Annotated in this window: 20 protein-coding genes; 7 read left to right on the top strand and 13 right to left on the bottom strand. The window is 73.4% G+C overall.

From position 1 onward, the window contains the following. Positions 1 to 139 precede the first annotated feature (139 nt). Positions 140 to 850 (top strand): FadR/GntR family transcriptional regulator, encoded by a 711-nt coding sequence (locus HNR40_RS21710; protein ID WP_184964023.1) that lies wholly within the window; start codon positions 140 to 142, stop codon positions 848 to 850. Positions 851 to 863: 13 nt separating this feature from the next. Here HNR40_RS21710 and HNR40_RS21705 read toward each other — a convergent pair whose 3' ends face one another. After that, the gene (locus tag HNR40_RS21705; protein ID WP_184964021.1) at positions 864 to 2,147 is read right to left on the bottom strand and encodes an ABC transporter ATP-binding protein; all 1,284 of its coding nucleotides are present in this window, start codon (positions 2,145 to 2,147) and stop codon (positions 864 to 866) included. A gap of 299 nt (positions 2,148 to 2,446) precedes the next feature. Between HNR40_RS21705 and HNR40_RS21700 the strand changes: the two genes are divergently transcribed. The 3 genes from HNR40_RS21700 to HNR40_RS57290 are packed head-to-tail and all read left to right on the top strand — an operon-like array spanning position 2,447 to position 5,804. Beyond that, positions 2,447 to 3,910 carry a glycoside hydrolase family 13 protein gene (locus HNR40_RS21700; protein WP_184964019.1) on the top strand — a complete coding sequence of 488 codons (1,464 nt, stop codon included), beginning with the start codon at positions 2,447 to 2,449 and terminating at the stop codon, positions 3,908 to 3,910. Positions 3,911 to 3,915: 5 nt separating this feature from the next. Next, positions 3,916 to 4,941, top strand: coding sequence for a LacI family DNA-binding transcriptional regulator (locus HNR40_RS21695; protein WP_184964017.1), 1,026 nt, complete (start codon positions 3,916 to 3,918; stop codon positions 4,939 to 4,941). Then, a complete protein-coding gene (locus tag HNR40_RS57290; protein WP_184964015.1) occupies positions 4,938 to 5,804 on the top strand; it encodes a carbohydrate kinase family protein in 867 nt (288 codons plus the stop codon). The genes HNR40_RS21695 and HNR40_RS57290 overlap by 4 nt, the downstream gene beginning before the upstream one ends. 10 nt (positions 5,805 to 5,814) lie before the next feature. Here HNR40_RS57290 and HNR40_RS21685 read toward each other — a convergent pair whose 3' ends face one another. Beyond that, positions 5,815 to 6,927: a hypothetical protein gene (locus HNR40_RS21685; RefSeq protein WP_184964013.1), complete on the bottom strand. Its 1,113-nt coding sequence runs from the start codon at positions 6,925 to 6,927 to the stop codon at positions 5,815 to 5,817. A gap of 129 nt (positions 6,928 to 7,056) precedes the next feature. Between HNR40_RS21685 and HNR40_RS21680 the strand changes: the two genes are divergently transcribed. Together HNR40_RS21680 and HNR40_RS21675 are read left to right on the top strand one after the other, a co-directional pair. Next, the gene (locus HNR40_RS21680; RefSeq protein ID WP_184964011.1) at positions 7,057 to 8,109 is read left to right on the top strand and encodes a sensor histidine kinase; all 1,053 of its coding nucleotides are present in this window, start codon (positions 7,057 to 7,059) and stop codon (positions 8,107 to 8,109) included. A gap of 37 nt (positions 8,110 to 8,146) precedes the next feature. Beyond that, a complete protein-coding gene (locus HNR40_RS21675; RefSeq protein WP_184964009.1) occupies positions 8,147 to 8,776 on the top strand; it encodes a response regulator in 630 nt (209 codons plus the stop codon). 10 nt (positions 8,777 to 8,786) lie between these two features. On the opposite strand, the gene HNR40_RS56420 is transcribed toward HNR40_RS21675, so the two are convergent. From HNR40_RS56420 to HNR40_RS21645, 7 genes are all read right to left on the bottom strand, one after another. Next, positions 8,787 to 10,799, bottom strand: a complete 2,013-nt coding sequence (locus HNR40_RS56420; protein WP_184964007.1) for a protein kinase domain-containing protein — start codon at positions 10,797 to 10,799, stop codon at positions 8,787 to 8,789. 443 nt (positions 10,800 to 11,242) lie between these two features. Next, positions 11,243 to 12,688 carry a thiamine pyrophosphate-dependent enzyme gene (locus HNR40_RS21665; protein WP_184964005.1) on the bottom strand — a complete coding sequence of 482 codons (1,446 nt, stop codon included), beginning with the start codon at positions 12,686 to 12,688 and terminating at the stop codon, positions 11,243 to 11,245. Between the two features lie 106 nt (positions 12,689 to 12,794). Next, complete coding sequence (rodA, locus tag HNR40_RS21660; RefSeq protein ID WP_184964003.1) at positions 12,795 to 13,907, bottom strand: rod shape-determining protein RodA; 1,113 nt, start codon at positions 13,905 to 13,907, stop codon at positions 12,795 to 12,797. Continuing rightward, complete coding sequence (gene mrdA / locus HNR40_RS21655) at positions 13,904 to 15,769, bottom strand: penicillin-binding protein 2 (RefSeq protein ID WP_312896471.1); 1,866 nt, start codon at positions 15,767 to 15,769, stop codon at positions 13,904 to 13,906. Before mrdA ends, rodA begins: the two co-directional genes overlap by 4 nt. Continuing rightward, positions 15,657 to 16,286: a rod shape-determining protein MreD gene (gene mreD, locus HNR40_RS57285; protein WP_312896461.1), complete on the bottom strand. Its 630-nt coding sequence runs from the start codon at positions 16,284 to 16,286 to the stop codon at positions 15,657 to 15,659. The genes mrdA and mreD overlap by 113 nt, the downstream gene beginning before the upstream one ends. After that, entirely contained in the window at positions 16,286 to 17,077 is a 792-nt protein-coding gene (gene mreC / locus HNR40_RS21650; RefSeq protein WP_184963999.1) for a rod shape-determining protein MreC, read from the bottom strand. The genes mreD and mreC overlap by 1 nt, the downstream gene beginning before the upstream one ends. A gap of 54 nt (positions 17,078 to 17,131) precedes the next feature. Next, positions 17,132 to 18,163, bottom strand: a complete 1,032-nt coding sequence (locus HNR40_RS21645; protein ID WP_184963997.1) for a rod shape-determining protein — start codon at positions 18,161 to 18,163, stop codon at positions 17,132 to 17,134. Between the two features lie 195 nt (positions 18,164 to 18,358). Here HNR40_RS21645 and HNR40_RS21640 point away from each other — a divergent pair, with 195 nt between their 5' ends. Next, on the top strand, positions 18,359 to 19,141 hold the full coding sequence (locus tag HNR40_RS21640) for an IclR family transcriptional regulator (protein ID WP_184963995.1): 783 nt from the start codon (positions 18,359 to 18,361) through the stop codon (positions 19,139 to 19,141). Between the two features lie 4 nt (positions 19,142 to 19,145). Here HNR40_RS21640 and eda read toward each other — a convergent pair whose 3' ends face one another. From eda to zwf, 4 genes are read right to left on the bottom strand one after another with little or no spacing between them, the layout of a single operon-like run. Then, positions 19,146 to 19,760, bottom strand: a complete 615-nt coding sequence (eda, locus tag HNR40_RS21635; RefSeq protein WP_184963993.1) for a bifunctional 4-hydroxy-2-oxoglutarate aldolase/2-dehydro-3-deoxy-phosphogluconate aldolase — start codon at positions 19,758 to 19,760, stop codon at positions 19,146 to 19,148. Continuing rightward, positions 19,747 to 20,718 (bottom strand): glucokinase, encoded by a 972-nt coding sequence (glk, locus tag HNR40_RS21630; protein WP_184963990.1) that lies wholly within the window; start codon positions 20,716 to 20,718, stop codon positions 19,747 to 19,749. The genes eda and glk overlap by 14 nt, the downstream gene beginning before the upstream one ends. Beyond that, positions 20,711 to 22,672 carry a phosphogluconate dehydratase gene (gene edd, locus HNR40_RS21625; RefSeq protein WP_184963988.1) on the bottom strand — a complete coding sequence of 654 codons (1,962 nt, stop codon included), beginning with the start codon at positions 22,670 to 22,672 and terminating at the stop codon, positions 20,711 to 20,713. Before edd ends, glk begins: the two co-directional genes overlap by 8 nt. Further along, a complete protein-coding gene (gene zwf, locus HNR40_RS21620; protein WP_184963986.1) occupies positions 22,672 to 24,186 on the bottom strand; it encodes a glucose-6-phosphate dehydrogenase in 1,515 nt (504 codons plus the stop codon). The genes edd and zwf overlap by 1 nt, the downstream gene beginning before the upstream one ends. Between the last annotated feature and the right edge of the window lie 89 nt (positions 24,187 to 24,275).

Here is a 24,275-nt window from a genome sequence, read left to right as displayed (position 1 = left end):
TCGGAACGGCAGGATCGGCCTCACCGTGGGGGAGGCCGAACCCGCCACCCCGGCACTCGCCGGCCCCGTCCGGCAGGGCCGGGCGGGGCCGAATCCCTCAAGCGCCACGGCCGGGACCCGCCGAGTAGGGTCTGACGGTGTGACCAAGAAGCCGCCCGCCTACCAGGCGCTCGCCGCCGAACTGCGGGAGCTCATCGTGGCCGGCCGCTTCCGCCCCGGTGACCGGCTGCCGGTCGAGCCCGAGCTGTCGGCCGCCTACGGCGTGAGCCGGAGCACCGTGCGCGAGGCGCTGCGGCTGCTGGCCAGCCAGAACCTCATCGCCACCGTCCGGGGCGTGGCAGGGGGCAGCTTCGTGGTGACGCCGCGGCCCGAGCAGATCAGCGACTACCTGGCGACCAGCCTCAACCTGCTGGCCGTGGACACGCAGCTCACCGTGGACCAGTTCCTGGAGATCCGGGACCTGCTGGAGGTGCCGGCGGCCGGGTTCGCGGCGCTGCGCCGTACCCCCGAGGACCTGGCGGCGCTGCGGGCCACGCTCTTCGACCCCGGCGCGGCCTCGCCGGAGGAGATGTACGAGCCGAACAAGCGCTTCCACGCGCTGCTGCTCGGGGCCTGCGGCAACCCGCTGCTGGAGGTGGTGGCCAGGCCCGTCTTCCAGGTCCTGGACGAGCGTTTCCTGCGCTCGCGCGCCCCCGGCCGCTTCTGGCACGACGTCGACCGCGACCACCGCGAGATCCTCGACCGGGTGGAGGCGGGCGACGAGCCCGGCGCCCGCGAGGCCCAGCACGCCCACCTGGCCCGCCTGCGCGGCACCTACCTCGCCATCGACCGCAACGCCGCGCCCGGCTGATCGGGCTAAGGCCTCAGGTGGCCCGGCGGGGGGCGTCGATGCGGGCGCCCTCCTGCGTGAAGACCATGAGGCGGGAGACGTCCACGGCCACCTTGGCGGCGTCGTTGACCCGCCAGGCCGGGCGCACGCCCAGCCGGACGATCAGGTCGGTCCTGCGGTGGTGGCCGCTCTCCTCCGCCTGCTCCTGCTCCTTCTCCTCGATCACCGCGCGCGAGGCGAACATCCGCCGCAGCAGCGTGCCCAGCCCCGCCGACTCCTGGGCGTGGCCGTTGACCCGCTGGCGGGGATCCGGCGGCTCGGGTACGGCCACGCCGGGCGCCCCGCACTCCACATAGGCCAGCCACTCGTGCCCGTGGTACTCCAGCGCCCGGACCCGGCCGAAGAACGCCGGCCCGTCATAGGTCTCCGGCACCGGCGCCAGCCCGTCGGGCCGCATGCCGACCAATACCTGGCTGCCCGTGTACTGCGAGATCGCGTACGCCCGGGGGTCGCTCCACGGGATCGTCAGCCGGTGCGGGCCGAAGTCCAGCATCACGTACTGGTTCTGCGGGGTGCGCACCGTGGCGGCCAGCAGGTTGAGCTGCTGGGAGTTGAGGAAGGCCGCGACGAACGCGGTCGCCGGGTCGTTGTAGATCTGCGCCGGGGTGCCGACGTCCTGCAGGACGCCGCGGTTCATGATGGCGATCCGGTCGGCCAGCGTGAGCGCCTCGACCTGGTCGTGGGTGACGTAGATCGTGGTGACGCCGAGCGACCTGACCAGGGCGGAGATCTCCATGCGCAGTTCGGTGCGCATGCCGGCGTCGAGGTTCGACAGCGGCTCGTCCATCAGGAAGATCTTGGGCTGGCGGACGATGGCGCGGCCCATGGCCACGCGCTGGCGCTGGCCGCCGGACAGGGTTCCGGGGCGGCGGTCGAGCGTCTCGTCGATGTGCAGCGCCTTGGACAGCTCCAGCACCCGTTCCTTGACCAGCTCGGGATCGGTCTTGGCGATCTCCAGCGGGAAGGCGATGTTGCCGCGCACCGAGCGGTGGGGGTAGAGGGCGCCGCTCTGGAAGACCATGGCCACGTCGCGGTCGCGGGGGGCGAGGTGGTTGGCGAGCTTGCCGTCGAGCCACAGGTCGCCCTCGGTGATCTCCTCCAGCCCGGCGATCATGCGCAGCAGGGTGGACTTCCCGCAGCCCGAGGGGCCCAGCAGGACCAGGAACTCGCCGTCCTCCGCCTTCAAGCTCATGCGATCGACCGCCAGGTGGTCACCCGGGTAAACCTTGGTCACTTTGTCGAGAACGACCGAGCTCATGGGCAGCACCTTGCAGCCAGGTTCCGCTGTGATTGATGAGGTAGTACATCGCGGTTACAGCCTGATGTCCACCCTTGCCATAAAAAATCTCTATAGATCGGGTGCGCAGGGGTTGACAGCCCGCCTGACTTCTGTCTAATGCCTCAGCCAAGCTTCCGGGTCGTGAGTCAAGTCACATAGGGGGTTTTATCCCACTCTAGGGGTAAGTGTGGCGAAAAATCAGGGGTTGGTGGTACATGGAAGGGCTTGCGTAAACTTGCGGCAAGAGATTTCATGTACGGGACTATTGGGGGGTTTTGATGACCGACTGGTGGCGCGACGCCGTCATTTACCAGGTGTACGTCCGCAGTTTCGCCGACGGGAACGGCGACGGCGTCGGAGACCTGATCGGTGTGCGCGACCGCCTGCCGTACCTGAAGAGCCTGGGTGTCGACGCGGTCTGGCTCACCCCCTTCTTCACCTCGCCCATGGCCGACTTCGGCTACGACGTGGCCGACTACCGCGACGTCGACCCGCTGTTCGGCACGCTGGCCGACGCCAAGGCGCTCATCGACGAGGCGCACGGTTTCGGCCTGCGGGTCATCGTGGACATCGTGCCGAACCACACCTCCTCGGCCCATCCGTGGTTCCAGGAGGCGCTGCGCGGGCGGCACCGCGAGCGCTACATCTTCCGCGACCGGCCCAACGACTGGGAGTCCATCTTCGGCGGCCCGGCCTGGACGCAGGTCGAGGACGGCCAGTGGTACCTGCATCTGTTCGACAAGGAGCAGCCCGACCTCAACTGGGACAACCCCGAGGTGCGCGCCGAGTTCGACTCGATCCTGCGCTTCTGGCTCGACCTCGGCGTGGACGGCTTCCGCATCGACGTCGCCCACGGCATGGTCAAACCGCACGACCTCCCCGACATCGGGCACAGCGACCAGATCCGGATGATCGGCTCCGACGTCGTCCCGTACTTCGACAACGAGGGCGTCCACGACATCCACCGCCACTTCCGGCACATCCTGGACTCCTACCCCGGCGAGCGCATCGGCGTCGCCGAGGCCTGGGCGCCCACGCCCGAGCGGCTGGCCCGCTACGTCCGCCCCGACGAGCTCCACCAGGCCTTCAACTTCCACTACCTGGCCACCCCCTGGGACGCGCCCCGCCTGCGCGAGGCCATCGACGCCTCCCTGGCCAGCGCCGCCTCCGTGGGCGCGCCGTCCACCTGGGTGCTGTCCAACCACGACGTCAGGCGGCACGTCACCCGCTACGGCAGCCTCGACCGCGCCCGCGCCGCGATGCTGCTGACGCTGGCGCTGCCCGGCTCCGCCTACGTCTACCAGGGCGAGGAACTGGGCCTGCCCGAGGTGCTCGACCTGCCGGAGGAGGTCCAGCAGGACCCGCAGCGGCTGCGCGACCCCGAGAGCGGGCGCGACGGCTGCCGCGTGCCGCTGCCCTGGACCCGCGAGCTCGGCTGGGAACTGCCGTGGCTGCCCATCCCGGCGAGCTGGTCCGAGCTCAGCGTCGAGGCCCAGGAAGGCGTGCCGGGCTCCACCCTGGAGCTCTACCGCGGCGCGCTGCGGCTGCGCCGCGAGATCGCCGGTGAGCTGCGCTGGCTCGACTCGCCGGAGGGCACGCTGATGTTCGCCCGCGGCGACCTCGTCTGCGCCGTCAACCTCACCGATCGCCCCGTCGACTTCGCCCTCAAGGGCGAGCTTCTGCTGTCGTCGGCCGCCACGCCCGGCGCGCCCGATTCGGCGGTGTGGTGGAAAGTAAAGTAGCGCCCATGAACGGACACGCCCGCCTCGCCGACATCGCAGCCCAGGCGGGGGTGAGCGAGGCCACCGTGAGCAGGGTGCTCAACGGCAAGCCCGGCGTCTCCGCGGCCACCCGCCAGGCCGTCATGACCGCGCTCGACCTCATGGGGTACGAGCGCCCGCCCCGCCTGCGCCAGCGCAGCAACGGCCTGGTCGGGCTGGTCACCCCCGAGCTCGACAACCCGATCTTCCCCGCGTTCGCGCAGGCCATCGAGAAGGCGCTCACCCAGCACGGCTACACGCCCGTGCTGTGCACCCAGATGCCGGGCGGCGCCCCCGAGGACGAGTTCACCGAGCTGCTCGTCGACCGGGGCGTCAACGGGATCGTGTTCGTCTCCGGCCTGCACGCCGACACCACCGCGCGCATGGACCGCTACACCCGCCTGACCGACCGCGGGCTGCCGATCGTGCTGGTCGACGGCTACAGCGAGCACATCAACGCGCCGTTCATCTCGCCCGACGACCGGCTGGCGGCGCGGCTGGCCGTACAACATCTCGTGGACCTCGGGCACGAGCGCATCGGCCTCGCGCTCGGCCCGCGCCGCTTCGTGCCGGTCATCCGCAAGATCGACGGCTACCGGCAGGCGATGGCGCAGCTGCTCGGCGCCACCGAGGTGGACGGCCTCATCGCCCACTCGCTGTTCTCCGTCGAAGGCGGCCAGGCCGCCGCCGCCCAGCTGCTCGAACGCGGCTGCACCGGCATCGTGTGCGCCAGCGACCTCATGGCGCTCGGCGCGATCCGCGCCTGCCGCGAGCGCGGCCTGTCGGTGCCCGGCGAGGTGTCCGTGGTGGGCTTCGACGACTCGCCGCTGATCGCGTTCACCGACCCGCCGCTCACCACCGTCCGCAAGCCCATCGGCGCGATGGCCTCGGCCGCGGTGCAGACGCTCCTGGAGGAGGTGAACGGCGCGCCCGCCCGGCACGTCGAGCTGATCTTCCAGCCGGAGCTCGTCGTGCGCGGCTCCACCGGCTCGGGACCGCTGGTGAACCGGTGACCCACGACGTCCTCGTGGTCGGCGGGGCCGGCGTCGACACCACCGTCTACGTGCCCGCGCTGCCCCTGCCGTACGCCGACACCCACACCGTCCCGCCGGTGATCGACCGGATCGGCAACACCGGCGCCGGCGTGGCGCTCGGCTGCGCGGCGCTCGGCCTGCGCACCAGGTTCGTCGACCTGATCGGCGACGACCCGCAGGGCGCGCTGGTCCGCCGCGCGCTGGGCGGCGTCGACTGCTCGTTCGGCGCCGCCGTGGCCGGCACCCGCCGCAGCGTCCTGCTGGTCGGCCCCGACGGCCGCCGCACCTCGCTGTTCGACCCCCGCGCCACCCCCGGCGAGACGCTGCCCCCGTCCCTGTACTCGAACCTGCGTCCCCGCCACGCCCACCTGTCGATCACCGACTTCAGCCGGAAGGTCTTCGCCGACCTGCCCGGCGTCCCCACCTCGACCGACCTGCACGACTGGGACGGCGTCAACCCCTACCACGAGGACTTCGCCTACCAGGCCGGCCTCGTCTTCCTCTCGGCCGCCGCCCTGCCCGACCCGGAGACCGTGATGCGCCGCATCCTCACCGAGGGCCGCGCCCACACGGTCGTGTGCACCCGCGGGGCTGATGGCTGCCTCGTCCTGGAGCGCGGCACCGGCCCGCGCGCCTTCCCCGCCGTCCCGCCGCCCGGCCCGGTCGTCGACACCAACGGCGCGGGAGACGCCTTCGTCTCCGGCTTCCTGTACGGCCGGCTGCGCGGCCACGACCTGGAGACGGCGGTCCGGCTGGGTTCGCTGGCCGGCGCCCACGCCTGCACGGTGGAGGGCACCCACGAGTCCCCGCTGACCGAGACCGCCCTCCTCGCGCGGGCGTAGCTTGCCCCGGTCACCGTCCGCCCAGGCCGCAGCGAGGGCAGGCCGGGCGGGTGCGGTAGTAGTAGGCCAGCGTGGCCAGCCCGAGCGCCACGGCCCAGACGGGCCAGTACGCCATCGGGCTCACCAGCCACGACGACGGGTCCGTCCAGTCGGTGACCCGGACCGCCACCGCCCCGGCCGAGGCCAGGATCGCCGTCACCGCCCCGGCCGCGCCCAGCGGCAGCTTGCGCGGCACCGGCCGGCCGGCGAGCACCGGCACCCAGCGCGGCCAGACCTCGCCCCACGGGCGGACCAGGCCGAGCGTCAGCACGCCGCCCACGGCACCGAACGTGGCCAGCCCCGCGCCCGCCCACGCCATCCCGGTCTCGTGCAGCCACCTGATGCCCTCCTCCGAGAACAGCAGCGGGATCTTCAGCGCCCAGGCCCAGCGCACGACCGAGTAGAACAGCGGGACGGCGAAGGCCGTGTAGGCGGCCCACCTGCCCCAGCGCGCCGCGCCCGCGGGCGTGCTCCAGTGGGCGGCGTGGGCCTCGGTGCGGCCACAGCTCTGACACGCTCCCGCGCTGCGGCGGGTGACCGCCAGCGCCGCCCCCGCCCACAGCAGGCCGCCGGCCAGGCAGATCAGCATGTTCACCACCGGCCAGGGGAAGGCCAGCTCGAAGTAGTTGGCGTCCGGCCAGCCGAACGGCAGACCCACCAGGAAGATCGGCGCGTACCCGACCGCCGTCATGATCCGCGCATCCGGCACCAGCACCACCAGCAGGAACGCCATCGCCCACGCGGGCCCCAGCATCGCGACCCTGGCCACCCCGCCCCACCGCCGCGCCCCGCTCTCCCCGCTCCGTGTCGTGGCCGAGCCGCCCCAGTCGCGCGTCATGGCCACCGCCAGGAGCGCGCCCGCGAGGCCGAGCCCGGCGATGACCGGGGCGGTACCGGCCGCCGTGGCCGTGCCCAGGAAGGACTCGGCACGGGCGTCGGGGACGTCGCCTTCGCCGAAGGGGAAGCCGGCTCCGCCGTACGCCCAGAAAAGCCCCAGACCGCCGTACGCCAGCGACCACGCGGCCGCTCCCCACGTCGCCCAGCGGGGCCAGCGGGCGGTTCTCGCAACCTGCATCGTGTTCATGGCCCAAGCCTCGCGGCGGGGGCGGCCGCCGCACATCTGCCGTTCGCCGGATCCGGTGGCCCGCACACCAGCCCCGCCTCCGCCGTTCGGCGGAGGCCGCCGCTCCCCCGTCCCTCTACGCTCGAACCCATGTACGTGTTCGCAGCCGTCGTCGCCGTCCTGGCGGCGGTGACGGCCCTCCTCCCTCGCGGGGTGTCCGGGCTTGGGCGCCGGGCTTCTGGCTTCGTGGCTCTGACGCCTGAGGTCGTGGCCGTGGTGGCCGGGGGTGTCTCGTTGGTTGTCACCGCCGTCATCGTGGTGGCGCGGGGCGATGTCCAGGCCGGGACCTGGGGGTTGTTCGCCGAGGTGCCCGCGCTGCTGGTGCTGACGCTTCTGGCCGCGCGGCGTCGCCCGGTCGCCGCCCTCGTGCCTGGGCTGGCTGTCGCGCTGGTGCTGCTCAGGCAGGTGTGGAACGGTCCGCCGCTGCTGATCCTCGGCGCGTGTGCCGCCTGGGCGCTGCCCGCGGTGGCGGCGGCCGGGGCTGGGCTCTATCTGCGCTGGCTGGATCAGGCCCGGGGGCGGGCGGTGGCGGCGGCCGTACAGGATCAGCGGCTGGCACTCGCGCGTGACCTGCACGACTTCGTCGCCCACGACGTCAGCGGCATGCTGGTGCAGGCGCAGGCGGCCGGGTTCACGCCCGGACTGCCCGAGCCGGTGGCCGACGCTCTGCGGCGGATCGAGGATGGCGGGCGGCGCGCGCTGGCCTCGCTGGACCGTACCGTCCACATGCTCAATGACCCGGACCGGGCGCCGACTCCTGGCCTCGAACGGGTGGGGGAGCTGGCCGACGGGTTCCCGCCGTCGGTGCGGGTGAGCTTCGACGTCGCGACCGAAGGGGTCTCGCGTGAGGCGTCGGCGACCGCGTACCGGGTGGTGAGCGAGGCGCTGACCAACGTCCGCCGCCACGCCCCGCGGGCCAGCGCCGTGGCGGTGAGCGTGAGGGCCGATCGTCTGTGGCTGGAGGTCCGGGTTGAGGACGACGGTGCTGCGGGCCGTACCGACGCGAGAAGGGGCAGCGGCATCGGCAGAAGGGGTGGCTTCGGCCTCGCGGGGCTGTCCGAGTTGCTCGCCGCCGTCGGCGGCTCGCTGGAAGCGGGCCCGCACGGCGACGGCTGGCGACTCACGGCGGTGATCCCCGCATGACACGGTACGGCGCCGCCGTTCCAGGAACAGGGAGAAGATGAGCACGCGGATCGTGATCGCCGACGACCAGGACGACGTCAGGATCGGCTTCCGGCTCATCCTGGACTCCCAGCCGGACATGACGGTCGTGGGCGAGGCGGCCGACGGCACCAAAGCGGTCGAGCTGGCCAGGCATCTCAAACCCGACGTCGTGCTGGCCGACATCCGGATGCCCGGCCTCGACGGCCTGGAGGTCACCCGGCAGCTCGCGCAGGAGACGCGGGTGATCGTGGTGACCACGTTCGACCTCGATGACTACGTCCACACCGCCCTGCGCAACGGGGCCGCGGGCTTCCTGCTCAAGCGTTCCGGCCCGACCCTGCTCATCGAGGCGATCCGGGCGGCGATGGCGGGTGACACGTTGATCAGCCCGCAGGTGACCGTACGTCTGCTGCGCCACCTCCGCGCCCCCGACGGTCAGGCGCCGCCGCCCGACCCGCTCACCGACCGCGAACGCGAGATCGCCGTCCTGGTGGCGCACGGCAGGACCAACGCCGACATCGCCACCGAACTCTTCATCAGCCCGGGCACCGTCAAGACCCACCTGGCCAACATCCAGCGCAAGGTCGGCGCGGCCAACCGGGTCGGGATCGCCGCTTGGGCCTGGAGCTCCGGAGCCGCCCGCTGACCCCGCGGCGCTAGCCGAGTTCTACGCGTACGCCTCGGCTCAGGCCGGAGTCGTGCAGTTCGGCGCCCTCCGCGCTGGCGGTCTTGGGCAGGTCGAACTCCAGGGCGCCGGTGAACGACTGGCCGGGGTCGATCCGGATCGGGGTGATCTCCTTGCCCGCCTTGTCCAGGAGCCTGGCGGCGCCGTGGAGGACGTCGTCCTGGTCGATCAGCTTCTGCTGGCCCGGGTAGAGGACCCTGGCCTCCTGGCCGATGTTGGACACCCGTACGGACAGGCGGCACTGACGGCGCTCGGCGGTCTTGGCGGGTTTGGGGCACTTGGTGGCGGTCACGGTGAACTTCAGCTTGCCGTCCTGGACCGACGCGCCCTCACCCGCCGCCGACGGGCCGCGGAAGAACCACGCCATCAGCGCGATGAACAGCACGATCACCACCAGCACGATCACCGCCGCGATCAGGCACCCCGACACGCCCCGCCGGGCCGATCGCTGAGGCACACCGAAACCACGCGGCGGCAGCGGCCCCTGACCGGTGGTCGACGGATGTGGCAACGGCCCCTGCCCGGTGGCGGAAGGCCGGGGCAGCGGCCCTTGCCCGGTCGTGGAGTGCTGGGCGAGCGGCACCGGCCCGGTCACCCCGGGCCCAGACCGCCGAGGCGGCCCAGTGCGCGGATCACGCCCGGGCCGCGGGTCATGCGGAGCCGGACGCGACCCGGGCCTCACCGGCCCAGGTCCCGCCGGTCCAGGCAACGGTCCCTGACCCGTGGTCGAGTGACCAGGCCCCTGCCTGCCAGGCCCACCCGAGCCGGGTACACCGGGCCCGGGTGCCTCGGAGCCGTGTCGGCCAGGGCTCGGAACCCCGTGGCCAGGTCCGCCAGAGGCCGGACCGGGCCCGCCCGAGCCTGGGGCGGGGCGGCCGGGGGCGCCGGGGATGGGTGGTCCTGGCTGTGGGGGAGGGCCGGGGCGTGCGGGCTGGCCCGACGTGCCGGGGTGGGGCGGCTGGCCCGCGGTGCCGGGGTGCGGGGGCTGGCCCGCGGTGCCGGGGTGGGGTGGCTGGCCTGCGCTGCCCGGGTGTGGGGGTTGGGCTGGGGTGCCGGGGTGGGCCGGAGGTGGGGTAAAGGGGGCTGGGCGGCCCGGGGGGTTCTGGGCCACGGCGGGGTCCCACATGCTGGTCAGGTGCCGGGTCGCGGCGAGCTGGGCGGCGGGCTCGTCGGCCGCGCCCACGAGCTCCAGCAGCAACTGCCGCGACGCCGGACGCCGCGCCGGGTCCGGGTGGATGGCCGCCGCCACCAGCCGGTCCAGCGGAGCGGGCAGCCCACGCAGGTCCGGCGGGGCGGTCCTGGCGCGGGCGGCCATGACGTAGGCGTCACCCTCGCCGAAGGGGTGCCCGCCCAGCCCCGCGTACGCGATCAGCGAGCCCCAGGCGAACACGTCGCCCGCCGGGCTGGTACGCCCCTCGAAGACCTGCTCCGGCGCGATCCACCCCGGTGTGCCCATGACCATGCCGGCGTTGGTGTGGCGGGAGTTGACGTGCGTGGAACGGGCCAATCCGAAGTCGATCACGCGCGGCCCGGCGAGGGTGAGCATGACGTTGGCCGGCTTCAGGTCCCGGTGGACCAGGCCGACGGCGTGGATGGCGGTCAGCGCCGCCGCCACGCCCACCGCGGCCGCGTGCAGCACCGACGGCTCCAGCGCGCCGTGCTCGATGAGGTGGTCCTCCAGGGAGACGCCGTCGATGTACTCGGTGACGAGGTAGAGCAGGCCGTCGTGCTCGCCGTGGTCGAGTACGCGCGCGGTGCAGAACGAGGCGACCTTGCGCGCGTTGGACACCTCTTCGTGGAAGCGCGCCCGGTAGACCGGGTCGGCGGCGAAGTCGCGGCGGATCGCCTTCAGCGCCACCTTGGACCCGTCGGCGCCCTTGGCCAGGTAGACGGTGCCCATGCCGCCCGAGCCGAGGCGCTTGACCAGCTCATACGGGCCGATCTCGGACGGGTCGTCGGGGGTCAGCGGACCGCGCTTTCCCACCCTCGCCGCCCTCTCACCGTCGTCATCCCGCCGTCTCAAACCGACCGATCCTCCGCCCGGCATGCCTTTTCTCCCCAGACTCTAACGGTTGAGAGACGATCAGGCGTCGCACTGGGTTTCATCGCAGGTCGGGGTCCTGAGGCTCCGGAGGGTCCGGCCGCGGCGGGAAGGGTACGGCTCCCGCCCCGGGGATCGGCGCCACCACGGTACGGGGGCCCTCCGGAGGGTGCGTGGACTAGCGGACCCAGCTGACGCCGGAGCCGGCCTTCATGCGATCACCCCCTTCCCTGTGGTCGGTGAGCGGGGCGCCGGCGGCGCCCGGCTCGGCCATGGAAGCGCGCCTCGGACACGAACCACGTGGACCGGGACGCCGCCGGGCCTCCCGTCGTGCCCGCCGCTCAATAGGGTGCGCGGCGGTGCACGCGGGCCTGGGTGCGCCCATGTCAGGGCCCGTTCACGGGCACCTCGATGAGCATGGGCAGGTCGGAGGCGGTCGCGATGCGCAGCGCGGCGGTGAGCGCCTCGGCGGACTCGACGTGGCTGGCGGCGACGCCGTACCCCTTGGCGATGGCGCAGAGGTCGGCGCCGGGACCGGCGCCGTCGAGGCGTGACAGCCAGCGCAGCATCGCCCGCGCGCCGTCGGTGAGGACCACGACGGTCAGCGGCACCCGGTACGCGGCGGCGCTCCACAGGGCGGCGACGGCGTGCTGCAGCGACCCGTCGCCGACGACGGCGACGACGGGCCGGGACGGTTCGCCGAGCTGGGCGCCGATGGCGGCGGGCAGCGCGTGCCCGGCTTCGCCGCCCGCGGCGCACAGGAACGAGCCGGGGCGGTCGATCCTGATCTGGTCGTGGAAGACGGGGCGGCTGGGCGGGGACTCGCTGACCCAGATCGTCTCGGGGGGCGCGCCTTCGGCGAGCGCGGCCAGCGCGGTGACCAGGCTCATCGGACGGCTGCCGCGGGGCGCGGGGGAGGGCGCGGGCCAGGTGCCGGGCAGGGGCTCGTGCCTGAGCTTGGTGAGTTCGGCGAGGGCGGTCAGCGCCTGCCGTACGTCGCCCAGGATGACGTCGCCGAAGGCGGCGCAGGACGGGTCGGAGGTGAGCAGGACGGCGGCGACGCCTTCCGGCGGCGGCACGCCGGCGGCGAGGACCAGGTCGTGGGTGGCGAGCTGGCGGGCGGCGGGTTCGGCGCCGGGGAGCAGGGCGCCGCGGTAGTGCGGATGGGACTGCGGGAAGGACACGCGGCCGGACTGGGCCGCCTCCCAGACGGGCAGCGCGCAGCGCTCGGCGAGTTCGACCGCGGCCGCCCAGCCGCCCGAAGCGTCCACGTCGGCGCCGACGACGAGCACGGGCGAGCGTGCGCGGTCGAGCCGCTCGGCCAGTACGGCCAGCGCGATCGGGTCGGGGGCGGCCGCGGCGGCCAGGGGGCGGACGGCGGGAGCCGGGTCCGCCTCGGTCGCGGCCAGGTCGGCGGGCAGCGACAGGAACACGGGGCCGCGCGGCGGGGTGAGCGAGACGTGGTAGGCCCACTCCAGCGCGGCGGGCACGTCGCGCGGCGCGGGCGCGCAGGACCACTTGACGGCGGGCCGGGCGGATCCGTGGCCGTGGCCGGGGTGCCCGAGCCCGGTCGTGACGATGAGCGGGGTGCGGTTGGCGGCGGCCCCGAGCACGGCGCCCGCACCGTGGGCGGCGCATCCGAGGTCGACGAGGGCGGGGCGGCCGGTGACCGAGGCGTATCCGTCGGCCATGGCGACCACGACGGCCTCCTGAAGGCCGCGGATGCGGCGGACGTCTCCGGGGAAGGCGCCGTCGGCTCCGGGGCCGCCGAAGACGGTGGTGAGGTCCCGCAGCCGCATCCAGTCGGCGATGGCCCGGCTTGTGGTGCTCATGACATTGATGGGAACTCCGCGGCATCAATGAGGCAATCATCCGTTTCGGCCGATGGAACGCCAAGTGCGAATTTCCAGACTGTGTTCCGGCAGGGAAAACCGCAGGTCAGTGGCCTTTGGGTGGATGGCCCCGGTGGATCGACTGCAGGACGCCGATCGCCGCCAACGCGGCCACCGTGGCCGACCCGCCGTAAGAGACGAAGGGGAGCGGGACGCCGATCACCGGGGCCAGCCCGAGCGCCATGCCGATGTTCACGAACGTCTGGAGCGCCAGCCAGCACACGACCGCCGCCGCCGCGACGCAGCCGAACGAGCCCGTACGGCCCGCGACGCGCAGCCCGCGCCACAGCACCACCGCCAGCAGAACCACGATCAGCGCCGAGCCCAGGAAGCCGAGCTCCTCGCCGGCCACGGTGAAGACGAAGTCGGTGTGCTGCTCGGGCACGAACCGCCCGGCCGTCTGGTCGCCGTTGAACAACCCGCGCCCGAACGCGCCGCCCGAGCCGACCGTGACCAGCGCCTCCTTGGCCGTGTAGCCCGCGCCGAGCGGGTCGGCGCCCGGCTCGGCGAAGGCGATCAGGCGGCTCACCTGGTGCGGCTGGAGCAGTCCCAGGAACCAGGCGGCGGCCCCCGCCGCGACGGCCGACCCGCTCAGCGCCAGCAGCCACCGCAGCGCCACCCCGGCCGCGAACAGCGCGCCCAGCACCACCGCGGCCAGGATCAGCAGCGTGCCCATGTCGGGCTGCAGCATGATGAGCGCGGCGGGCGGCGCGGACAGGGCCAGCGCCAGCCCCACCTGGGTCCAGCGCGGCCGCCGCTCGCCGTCGTGCCGCTCGGCGAGCACGGTGGCCAGCGCCAGCACGAGCGCCAGCTTCGCCGGCTCCGACGGCTGCACCTGCAGCGGGCCGAGACCGAGCCACGCCTGCGCCCCGTTCACGGTACGGCCCAGCGGCGTCAGCACCGCCGCCAGGCTGAGCACGGCGGCCAGATAGGCCCACGGCGTGTACGCCCGCAGCACCCGGTGACTCGTGGCCGAGAGCGCGACCATGACCGCGACCCCGACCGCGATGTTGACGAGCTGCCGCTTGAGATAGGTGAGCGGATCCTGCCCGGCGTCCAGCAGCCTCGGCTCGGTGGCCGACCACACCAGCACCGCGCCCAGCCCGCACAGCGCGACCGCCGCCACGGCCAGCACCCAGTCGGGCCGCTGAGCCCTCACCGCAGCGCCGCCTTCCCGCCCTCCAGCCCGTACATGCCCGACCAGATCTCCCGTACGGCCGGCGCCGCCGTCGACGCGCCCGTCCCGCCCTGAGAGACCACGACCACGACGGCGTAACGCGGTTTGCCGGCCGGTGCGAAGGAGGCGAACCAGGAGGTGTCCTTCTTGCCATAGGCCTCGGCCGTACCCGTCTTGCCGGCCACCGCCAGCCGGTCCAGCGGGAACCCGGCGAAGGCCCCGGCCGCCGTCCCGCTCCTGGGCACCTCGGCCAGCGCCTTACGGATGTAGGCGAGCACCTTTTTCGGCACCGGCAGCCGTCCGGCCACCTTCGGCTTGATCCGCCGCACCACGCTGCCGTCGGCCCGCACGACCGCCTTGCCCACACGCGGGGTGAACAGCTTGCCGCCGTTGGCCAGCGCCGCGTACGCCCTGGCCAGCTGCAGCGGCGTCACCAGCACGTCGCCCTGCCCGATGGAGAAGTTGGCCGCGTCGCCGGCCCACCACCGGTGGCCGTCCACGCAGTTCTCCTTGGCGATCGCCCGGACATAAGCGGACCTGGCGCGCTTGGCCTCCTTGCAGGACTGCTTCCTGGTCTGCGCCCAGAACGAACGTTTCCACGCCCGCGTCGGCAGCCGCCCCGCCGCCTCGCCGGGCAGGTCGATCCCGGTGCGCTTGCCGAACCCGAAGGCCGCCGCCATCTTCTGCATCGGATCCCTGGGCCGTTTGACCGGCTTCGTGCCTCCGTCCTTGAGCCACATCTCGTAGGCGAACCGGTAGAAGATCGTGTCGCACGAGGCGGTCAGCGCCCGGCTCAGCGGCATGCTGCCGAGCGGGATCCCGCGGAAGTTCCTGAACGACCTCGCGCCCACCTGGAACGACCCCGGGCAGCCGTAGATCCCGTCGAGCGCGTAGCCCGCCTTCACCGCCGCGGCCGCCGAGGTGATCTTCCAGGTGGAGCCGGGCGCCCACTGGCCCTGGATCGCCTTGGGCTGCAGCCTGCCGCGCAGCTCGCGGTAGGCGTCGCCGGAGATGCCGCCCGACCACACGTCAGGGTCGTAGCCCGGGTGGGCGGCCAGCGCCACCACCCGTCCCGTCCGCACGTCCATGACCACCGCCGCACCGGCGTCCGCGGGCAGCCGCCGGTCGCGCGCCCCCTCCACCGCCCGGCGCAGCGCCCGCTCGGCCACCTCCTGCACCTCGGCGTCGATGCTGGTCACCAGGTCGTGCCCGGCCACCGGCGGCGTCTCGGAGAGCGTCCTGACGACCTGGCCGGTGGTGTCCACGACCACCTCGCGCCGGCCCGGCCGCCCGCTCAGGTCGGCGTCGTAACGCGCCTCAAGACCCTCCTGGCCCGACAGGCCGATGCCGCTGGCCGGGTCGCCGCCGCCCGACGGCGCGACGTAGCCGAGCGTGTGCGCCGCCAGCTCGCCGCGCGGGTGGTCGCGCACCGGCACCGGGTCGGCGCTCACGCCGGGGAACAGCTCCGGCCGCTCGGCGATCTGCAGCGCCGCCCGCGTGCTCACCTCCCCCGCCACGGGGATCGGCTGGTACGGCGAGCCGGGCCAGCACGGGGGGCGGACGCCGGCCGTACACAGGCGGACCTGTTCGGCCAGGCGCGCGGCCGGGACGCCGAGCACGCCGGCCAGCCGGTCGAGCACCGCGCGCCCGCCGTCGCGGCGGCGGGTCAGCGCCACGTGGTCGACCGTGACCGCCAGCCTGGTGCGGTTGCGCACCAGCGGGCGGCCGCGGTCATCGAGGATCCCGCCCCTGACCTGCGGCACGACCACCTGCCTGACGTGATCTTCCGCCGCGGCCCTGGCGTAGTCGTCGCCGTGGCGCACCTGCACGTCCCACAGCCGGATGAGCGGGATGAGCAGCAAGGAGGCGATCAGCACGTGCAGGACCAGCAGCCGGGAACGCATCGGGCGCCTTCCACCGCATCGGGAACCAGACCAGAGGGCTCGCGGCCACTGTGTACGCGGCGGCCAAGGGCAGGACGTGGACGAGCGCCGGACCCCCGGCGCGCGGGTCGCCGAGCGCCGCGTGCACGCCCGCGGTGAACAGCAGCCCGGCCAGCACGCCCAGCGGGAAGGCGGCGACGGCCGGCAGCCTGAGCAGGTGGCCGGCGACGTACCCGGCCAGGCACAGGGCCAGCGCGTCCCGCCCCACCGGGTGGACGGCCGGCGGGATCAGGTCCAGGACGGCGCCGGCGGCGAACCCGGCCACCGCGCCCGCGACCGGCCCCCGCAGGCGGGCGACGGCCAGGACCGCGAGCAACGTCAGGTCGGGGGTGACGCCGCCGGGCAGCGACAGCCGGTTGACCAGCACCACCTGGATCAGCGGCGCGAGCGCGACCGCCGCCCATGCCCGCGCGGGCATCACGGCACGCTCCCCGGCGGGATCACGACGGCGACCGCGTCGAGGGCGGTGAGGCGGGCCGCCGGACGGACCAGGGCGGTGCGGGTGAGGGGATCGGTGGAGGGAGAGACGCCGACGATGGTGCCGATCGGGACGCCGGGGGCGAACGGCACCATCCGCCGCGAGCCGAACGTCACCACCTTCTGGCCCACCGAGACCGGGGCCTCGGCGTCGAGCAGGTTCAGGCGCAGCAGGCCGCCGGGCTTGCCGCCGCCCGTGACGGTGCCGACCTCCCCCGGCTGCTCGCTGTGCAGGCGGGCGCCGACGACCGAGGTGGCGTCGCTGACCAGCAGGACGGTGGCGGTGCCCGGACCGGCGGCGACGACCCTGCCCACCAGGCCGTCGCCGTTGAGCACGGTCAGATCGGGACGGACGCCGGAGGTGGTGCCGGCGTCGATGGTGACGGTGGCGGACAGGCCTTGCCGCCCGCCGTACGCGATGACCTGGGCCGCGACGAAGCGCGGCCCGGGTGCGGTGGGATCGGGCCGGTGGGGTCGGGTCCAGAGTTCGGCCCGCAGGCGGGCGTTCTCCTGCTCCAGCGCCCGGATCCGGCGGGTGTCCGAGCCGCCGGCGGCAAGGCCGGAGACCGCCCTCTCGACCGGGCCTGCCACCGCGGCGCCCGCGGTGAGCAGCGGCTGCAGCGCGGCCTCGCGGTCGGCGGCGATGAGCAGCGCCGCGGCCAGCACGAGGACGCCCACCACCAGCCGGCCCCGGCCCGGTTTCCTGCCGAGCGCGCCCCGGCCCCGTCTCATCCGTCTTCCTTCCCGGCGGCCCCCGCGCGCATCCGCAGGTCGCCTCCTTTCAGATCAGCGACGGGTCTCCGGTACGAAGACGTCCTTCAGGCGGCCGAACTGCTCCACACATCGGCCGGAGCCGAGCACCACCGACTGCAGCGGGTTCTCCACCAGCTTGATCGGCATGCCGGTGGCCTCCGACAGCCGCCGGTCGAGTCCGTGCAGCTTCGCCCCGCCGCCGGTGAGCGCGATGCCGCTGTCCATCAGGTCGCCCGACAGCTCCGGCGGGCACTCGTCCAGCGTGGCCTGGACCGCTTCGACGATGGAGTTGACCGGCTCGGCCAGCGCCGCGCGGATCTCGGCCGCGCTCACCGGGACGGTCTTGGGCAGGCCGCTGACCAGGTCGCGGCCGCGGATCTCGGCCGTCGGGTCCTCGCCGTCGGGGTAGGCGGAGCCGATGTTCATCTTGAGCTGCTCGGCGGTGCGCTCGCCGAGCATGAGGCCGTGTTCCTTCTTGGTGTGGGCGATGATCGCCTGGTCGAGCTCGTCGCCGCCCACCCGGATGGAGGTGGAGCTGACGATGCCGCCGAGCGAGATCACGGCCACCTCGGTGGTGCCGCCGCCCACGTCGACGACCATGCTGCCGGCCGGCTCGTGCACGGGCAGGCCGGCGCCTATCGCGGCGGCCATCGGCTCCTCGATGAGGTAGACCTGGCGGGCGCCGGCCTCGTAACAGGCCTCTTTGACGGCGCGTTGCTCGACGCCGGTGGTGCCGCTGGGCACGGCGACCACGACGCGGGGGCGGACGATGTAGCGGCGGCGGTGGACCTTCTGGATGAAGGAGCGCAGCATGCGCTCGGCGACCTCCAGGTCGGTGATAACACCGTCCCTGAGCGGGCGGATGGCGACGATGTAGCCGGGGGTGCGGCCGATCATCTGCTTGGCGTCGCCGCCGACGGCGACGATCTTGTCGGTGCGGGTGTTGATCGCCACGACGGACGGCTCGTCGAGCACGATGCCGCGGTCTCGGACGTAGACGAGCGTGTTGGCGGTGCCGAGATCCACCGCCAGGTCACGGCCAAGGAAGGGGAACGGGATGGGCATGGGCGACACCAGCCCTCGGTGGGGGATAAATCACGCCCTTCCCCACCGATTCCCCGTCAAACGGCCAGGTCAGAAGGTTTCACAATCGTTAGCAAGGACGGTGTGCTTGATCCCTGCTTCGGGTAAACCCGAAACCATGGATCGCACCCCGGGGGAAGCCCTTCCTTCTCCTTGGCGAGGATGAGGATGGTGGACATGCCGGGGAAGTCGATCGTGCAGCACCGGCGCGCACCGGAGGCCGCCCAGCCGGGCAGCCTGGAGAAGGGGATCGACATCCTCTTCTCGCTCAGCGCCGCGGCGCAGCCGATCAGCCTGTCGCAACTGTGCAGGAACACCGGCCTGCCCAAATCGACCGCCCACCGGATCCTCGCGGTCCTGTGCTCGCGGTCCCTGGCCAAACGGGCCGGCACCGACTACCTCGTCGGCGACCTGCTCGCCCGGCTCGGCGACGCCCGTGGCCGCATTCCGGGGACCAGACGGGCCGTCCTGCCGTACCTGCTGTATCTGTACGAGACCACCCGGCAGACGGTCAACCTGGCCGTGCTGTCGGGCCTGGAAGCCGAGTACGTCGAGCGGGTCTACGGCCACAACCGGGTCGCCTCGCCCTCCGACGGCGTGGACCGGGCGCCGCTGCACTGCACGGCCATCGGCAAGACGCTGCTCGCCTACGACTCCGGGCTGCGCCAGTCGTTCGCCGACCAGGGCAGCCCGCCACGCCTGACCCGCCGCACGATCACCAGCCTGACCGGCCTGGACCGCGAACTCGCCCGGGTCCGCCACTACGGCGTCGCCTACGCGCAGGAGGAGTTCGCCGACGGGGTGGCCTGTGTGGCGGCGCCGGTGTTCGACGCGGCGGGCAAGGTGGCCATGTCGATCTCGGTGGCCGGACCGGCGGTCGCCCTGCCCCTGGCCCGCCTCGGCATCTCCGTCAGAGGCGCCGCCCAGGCCATCTCCGCCGCCCTGGCCCGCCTCGGCTGACCTTTCAGGGACGCAGCGCGGCCGCTTCAGCCGCGAGCTTCTCCACCCTGGCCCAGTCTCCCGTGGCCAGGGCGTCGGCGGGGGTGAGCCACGTGCCGCCCACGCAGCCCACGTTCGGGAGCGCCAGGTAGTCGGGAGCGGTGGCCGGCTTGATCCCGCCGGTCGGGCAGAACCGCACGTCCGGTAGCGGCCCCGCCAGGCTCTTCAGGTACGGCAGGCCGCCCGCCGCCTCGGCCGGGAAGAACTTGAGCTCCTTGAGGCCCCGCTCCGCCAGCGCCATGACCTCGGAAGCGGTCGCCGCCCCCGGCAGGAACGGCACGCCGGACCCCAGCAGTGCCTCGGCCAGCGCCGGCGTCGTTCCGGGCGAGACCAGGAACTTCGACCCGGCCCCCACGGCCGCCGCGATGTCGGCCGCCGACCGGATGGTCCCGGCGCCGATCACCGCACCGGGAACCTCCGCCGCGATGCGCGCGATCGACTCCAGGGCGGCGGCCGTACGCAAGGTCACCTCGATGACCGGAAGCCCGCCCGCGACGAGCGCCCGCGCGAGCGGGACGGCCGTCTCCACGTCGTCGATCACCACGACGGGCACGACAGGGGCGAGATCAAGCAGGCTCATAGACACTTCTCCTCGAAAGCTGCTGGGTCAGCCAGGCCGCCGCCCCCGTCAGCGCCGGCTGCGGCGCGACGATCAGCGTGGTGGCGATCGACGACAGGTACCCGGACATGCTGGGACTGGCGGCGAACCGCCGGCGGAAGGCGCTGGCTCGCACGCGGTCCACGATACGGGGGAGCACTCCGCCGCCGATGTAGACGCCTCCCCTGGCGCCCAGGGTGAGCGCGACGTTCCCGGCGAACGTGCCGAGCATGGCGCAGAAGACGTCCACGGTCTCGGCGCACAGCGGGTCACCGGCACGGGCGACGATCTCCGAGGCGGTCATCCCGTCCTCGGGGGCGGCGCCGTTGACCAGCGCCAGCGCCCGGTACAGGCGCGCCAGCCCGGGACCCGACAGCACGTGCTCGGCCTCGACGTGCCGCAGCCCCTGCTCGCGCAGCGCGGCGACGATCTCCTGCTCGCGCTCGTCGTGCACCGGGACGCTGACGTGGCCGCCCTCGCCCGGCACCGGGATCCAGCCGTGGTCGCCGGGCACCAGCCCGGCCACCCCGAGCCCGGTCCCCGGCCCGAGCACCGCCTTGATCCCGTCGCCGGGCACCGGCCCGCCGAGCCCGACCAGGTCGTCCGCGCCCAGGTGGGGCAGCGACACGGCCAGGGCCTCGAAGTCGTTGAGCAGCACCGCGTACGGCACGCCGAGGTCGCCGACCGACCCCGACCAGGGCAGGTTCGTCAGCTGGTAGGAGTCACCGCCGATCGGCCCCGCGACCGCCACGCACGCCGCCCCCGGCCGCACTCCGCCCGCGTGGTCCGCGAGATAGGCGGCTACGGCATCCGGAAGGCTCGCGTGATCGGCTCCGGCCAGCACCGCGACCTGCGAGGGAGCCTCGCCCGGCGCGGTGACCAGCCCGAACCTGGCATTGGTGCCGCCGACGTCGGCGACCAGCCACGGCAGCTCAGCCACCGGCGTGCTCCGCGGCGTGACGGGCGTGCTCTTCCATGACCTTCAGCCGGGACGGCGTGGCCTCCGCGTGCGCGGCCCCGGCCGGCGCGGCGAAGCCCAGGCCGGGCCCGTGCTCGGGCTGCTCGGCCCCGCTCACGCCGAAGACGCCCGCCCCGTACTCGGCCGGCCCGGCCATCCGCCGGAAGGCGGCGAACAGCTCACGTCCCGTCCCCACCCACTCGGCGTCGCTGAGCGCCCGCCCCTGCGGCTCGCGTCCCGACAGGTCCGCCAGCACCTCCAGGGTCCCGGCGGTGGAGTCGAGCCGGATGACGTCCCCCTCGCGCACGAGCGCGATGGCGCCGCCGTCGGCGGCCTCAGGCGACAGGTGGATGGCCGCCGGAACCTTCCCCGACGCGCCGGACATCCGGCCGTCGGTGACGATCGCCACGTTCTGCCCCCGATCGAGCAGTACGGCCAGCGGCGGCGTCAGCTTGTGCAGCTCGGGCATGCCGTTGGCCGAGGGCCCCTGGTAGCGGATGACCGCCACGAAGTCCTGCCCGTCCAGCGCGCCGGCCTCGAAGGCGGCCAGCAGTTCGAGCTGGTCGTCGAAGACCTTGGCCGGCGCCTCGATGACCAGGTGCTCGGGCTTGACCGCCGACACCTTGCTGACGGCGCAGCCGAGGTTGCCCTCGACCATGTGGATCCCGCCGTCGGCCGAGAACGGCGCCGACACCGGCGCCAGCACGCCCAGGTCGGAGCTGCCCTCGGTGCGCTCCTCCCAGACCAGCACGCCGTCCTTCAGCGACGGGGCCGAGCGGTAGTGGTCGAGCCCGCGCCCGGCCACGGTCAGCACGTCGCCGTGCAGCAGCCCGTGGTCGAGCAGGTCCCCGATGAGCACCTGCATGCCGCCGGCGTCGCGGAAGTGGTTCACATCCGCCTGGCCGTTGGGGTAGATCTTGGTCAGCGACGGCACGACCTTCGACAGGCAGGCCAGGTCGTCCCAGGTCAGCACGATGCCCGCGGCGGCGGCCATGGCCACCAGGTGCAGCGTGTGGTTGGTGGACCCGCCGGTGGCCAGCAGCGCCACGCAGGCGTTGACGATCGACTTCTCGTCGACGAGCTCGCCGATCGGGGTGTACTCGGAGCCGTGCGCGGTGATCTCCACGGCCCGCCGCCCGGCCGCCTCGGTCAGGGCGTGGCGCAGCTCGGTGTGCGGGTTGACGAACGTGGAGCCGGGCAGGTGCAGGCCCATGACCTCCATGAGCGCCTGGTTGGAGTTGGCGGTGCCGTAGAAGGTGCAGGTGCCGGGGGAGTGGTAGGACGCCGACTCGGCCTCCAGCAGCTCCGTGCGGCCGACCTTGCCCTCGGCGAACAGCTGCCGGGTGCGCGCCTTGACCTTGTTCGGCAGCCCGGAGCCCATCGGGCCGGCCGGGACGAAGATCGCCGGCAGGTGCCCGAAGTGCAGCGCGCCGATGAACAGGCCCGGCACGATCTTGTCGCAGACGCCCAGCAGCAGCGACGCGTCGAACATGTCGTGCGACAGCGCGATGGCCGTGGACATGGCGATCACGTCGCGGCTGTAGAGCGACAGCTCCATGCCGGCGCGGCCCTGGGTGATGCCGTCGCACATGGCCGGCACGCCGCCCGCGACCTGCGCCACGCCGCCGGCCGCGCGCACGGCCCTCTTCAGCTCCGGCGGGTAGGTCTCGTACGGCTGGTGGGCGCTGAGCATGTCGTTGTAGCTGGTGACGATGGCGATGCCGGGCTTGGCCGTACCGCGGAGGAGGGGCTTGTCCTCGGCGGGGGCGGCCGCGAAGCCGTGCGCGAGGTTCGCGCAGCCGAGGTGCGCGCGGGCGGGGCCGTTCGCGCGGGCGGCCTCGCCGTCGCGGCGGACGCGCGCCAGATAGGCGGTACGGCTGGCGGCGCTGCGCTCGGCGATCCGGTCAGTGATCTCCTGGATCTCCCGGTTGGTCATCACGCCTCCTCGTGCCAGGCCCGGCCGCTGCGGCCGAGCAGTTCGTGGGCGCCCGCGGGGCCGGCGGTGCCGGCGGGGTAGGGCTCGGGCGGTTCGGGAGAGGACTCCCAGGCGGCCAGGATCGGGTCGATCCAGCGCCAGGCGGCCTCGACCTCGTCGCGGCGCATGAACAGCGTCGGGTTGCCGGCCAGCACGTCGGTCAGGAGCCGCTCGTAGGCCTCGGGGACGCGGGCGGTGAAGGTCTCGCCGAAGCTGAGCGACAGCGGCACCGGCTTGAGCGTGGTCTCGCCCGCGCCCGGCTCCTTGGCCATGATGTGCAGCTCGATGCCCTCTTCCGGCTGCAGGCGCAGCACCAGGCGGTTGGGCGAGCCGCCGGGGTAGATGGAGTGCGGCACGTCCTTGAACTGCACCACGATCTCCGAGACGCGGCGCGGCATGCGCTTGCCGGTGCGCAGGTAGAACGGCACGCCCGCCCAGCGCCAGTTCTTGATCTCGGCGCGGATGGCGGTGAACGTCTCGACCCGCTTGGAGTCCTCGGTGGGCGGGGTGGAGGCGGGCTCGTCGAGGTAGCCGACCATCGGTCCCGCCGCGCCGGACTCGGGCGCATTGGACGCGCCGGTGTACTGGCCGCGGACGGTGAAGCGGTCGACCTCGCTGCCCTCCTGGATGGGGCGCAGCGCCTGCAGCACCTTCACCTTCTCGTCGCGGATGGCCTCGCGGTCGTTGCGCGCCGGGGGCTCCATCGCGGTGAGCGTGAGCAGTTGCAGCAGGTGGTTCTGGACCATGTCGCGCAGCGCGCCGGCCTGGTCGTAGTAGCCGCGGCGGCCGGGCGTGCCGACGGTCTCGGCGACGGTGATCTGCACGTGGTCGATCCAGAGGGAGTTCCAGATCGGCTCGAGGAAGGCGTTGGCGAAGCGGAGCACGAGCAGGTTCTGCACGGTCTCCTTGCCGAGGTAGTGGTCGATGCGGAAGATCTGGCGCTCGTCGAAGATCGCGCCGACTTCGTCGTTGATGCGCTGGGCGCTGGGCAGGTCGCGGCCGAGCGGCTTCTCCAGCACCACCCGCGACTGCGGGGTGACCAGGCCGGCCTCGTGCAGTTCGCGGCAGAACGGGCCGAACGTCATCGGCGGGCTGGCCAGGTAGAAGACGCGGTCGCGCTGCTCGTGCCCGGCGAGCTGCTTGGACAGCTCGGCCCAGCCGGACTTGTCCGGGTTGCCAGAGGGGCCGCCGACGTCCACCGACACGTGGTGCAGGCGGCCGAGGAAGCGCTGCCAGACGGCCGGGTCGTCGACGGGGACCTGGTCGCGTACCTCGGCGTCGACCTTCCCGCGGAAGTCGGCGTCGGTGAGCCCGCCCCGTGACATGGCGATGACGCGGGTCTCTGGCGCCAGGCGGCCGTCCCTGTCGCTGTGGTACAGCGCCGGGATCAGCTTGCGCATGGACAGGTCGCCGGTACCGCCGAAGACGACGAGATCGGCGGCGTGGACGGCGGCGGGAGACGAGAGGGGGGACACGACACGAGCTCCGATGATCAGCCAAGCAAGGACAGAACGGACATTAGCCAGAGTTTGGGTCTTGCACAACCCGAGTTTTGCTATTTGAG

Origin of the sequence: Nonomuraea endophytica, from assembly GCF_014203235.1 — a bacterium.
Taxonomy (GTDB): Bacteria; Actinomycetota; Actinomycetes; order Streptosporangiales; family Streptosporangiaceae; genus Nonomuraea; species Nonomuraea endophytica.
The sequence above is the reverse complement of the archived record's forward strand: the minus strand, read 5'-3'. Positions and strand labels throughout refer to the sequence as shown.

Excerpts from the sequence above, each read along its gene's own strand:
- eda (WP_184963993.1), bottom strand. The coding sequence starts at position 19,760 with ATGAGCCTGCTTGATCTCGCCCCTGTCGTGCCCGTCGTGGTGATCGAC.
- mreC (WP_184963999.1), bottom strand. The coding sequence starts at position 17,077 with ATGAGACGGGGCCGGGGCGCGCTCGGCAGGAAACCGGGCCGGGGCCGG.
- HNR40_RS21675 (WP_184964009.1), top strand. The coding sequence starts at position 8,147 with ATGAGCACGCGGATCGTGATCGCCGACGACCAGGACGACGTCAGGATC.
- edd (WP_184963988.1), bottom strand. The coding sequence starts at position 22,672 with ATGACCAACCGGGAGATCCAGGAGATCACTGACCGGATCGCCGAGCGC.
- HNR40_RS21680 (WP_184964011.1), top strand. The coding sequence starts at position 7,057 with ATGTACGTGTTCGCAGCCGTCGTCGCCGTCCTGGCGGCGGTGACGGCC.
- HNR40_RS21685 (WP_184964013.1), bottom strand. The coding sequence starts at position 6,927 with ATGAACACGATGCAGGTTGCGAGAACCGCCCGCTGGCCCCGCTGGGCG.
- HNR40_RS21645 (WP_184963997.1), bottom strand. The coding sequence starts at position 18,163 with ATGCCCATCCCGTTCCCCTTCCTTGGCCGTGACCTGGCGGTGGATCTC.
- HNR40_RS21695 (WP_184964017.1), top strand. The coding sequence starts at position 3,916 with ATGAACGGACACGCCCGCCTCGCCGACATCGCAGCCCAGGCGGGGGTG.
- mreD (WP_312896461.1), bottom strand. The coding sequence starts at position 16,286 with ATGCCCGCGCGGGCATGGGCGGCGGTCGCGCTCGCGCCGCTGATCCAG.
- HNR40_RS21640 (WP_184963995.1), top strand. The coding sequence starts at position 18,359 with ATGCCGGGGAAGTCGATCGTGCAGCACCGGCGCGCACCGGAGGCCGCC.
- HNR40_RS21700 (WP_184964019.1), top strand. The coding sequence starts at position 2,447 with ATGACCGACTGGTGGCGCGACGCCGTCATTTACCAGGTGTACGTCCGC.
- HNR40_RS21705 (WP_184964021.1), bottom strand. The coding sequence starts at position 2,147 with ATGAGCTCGGTCGTTCTCGACAAAGTGACCAAGGTTTACCCGGGTGAC.
- HNR40_RS21665 (WP_184964005.1), bottom strand. The coding sequence starts at position 12,688 with ATGAGCACCACAAGCCGGGCCATCGCCGACTGGATGCGGCTGCGGGAC.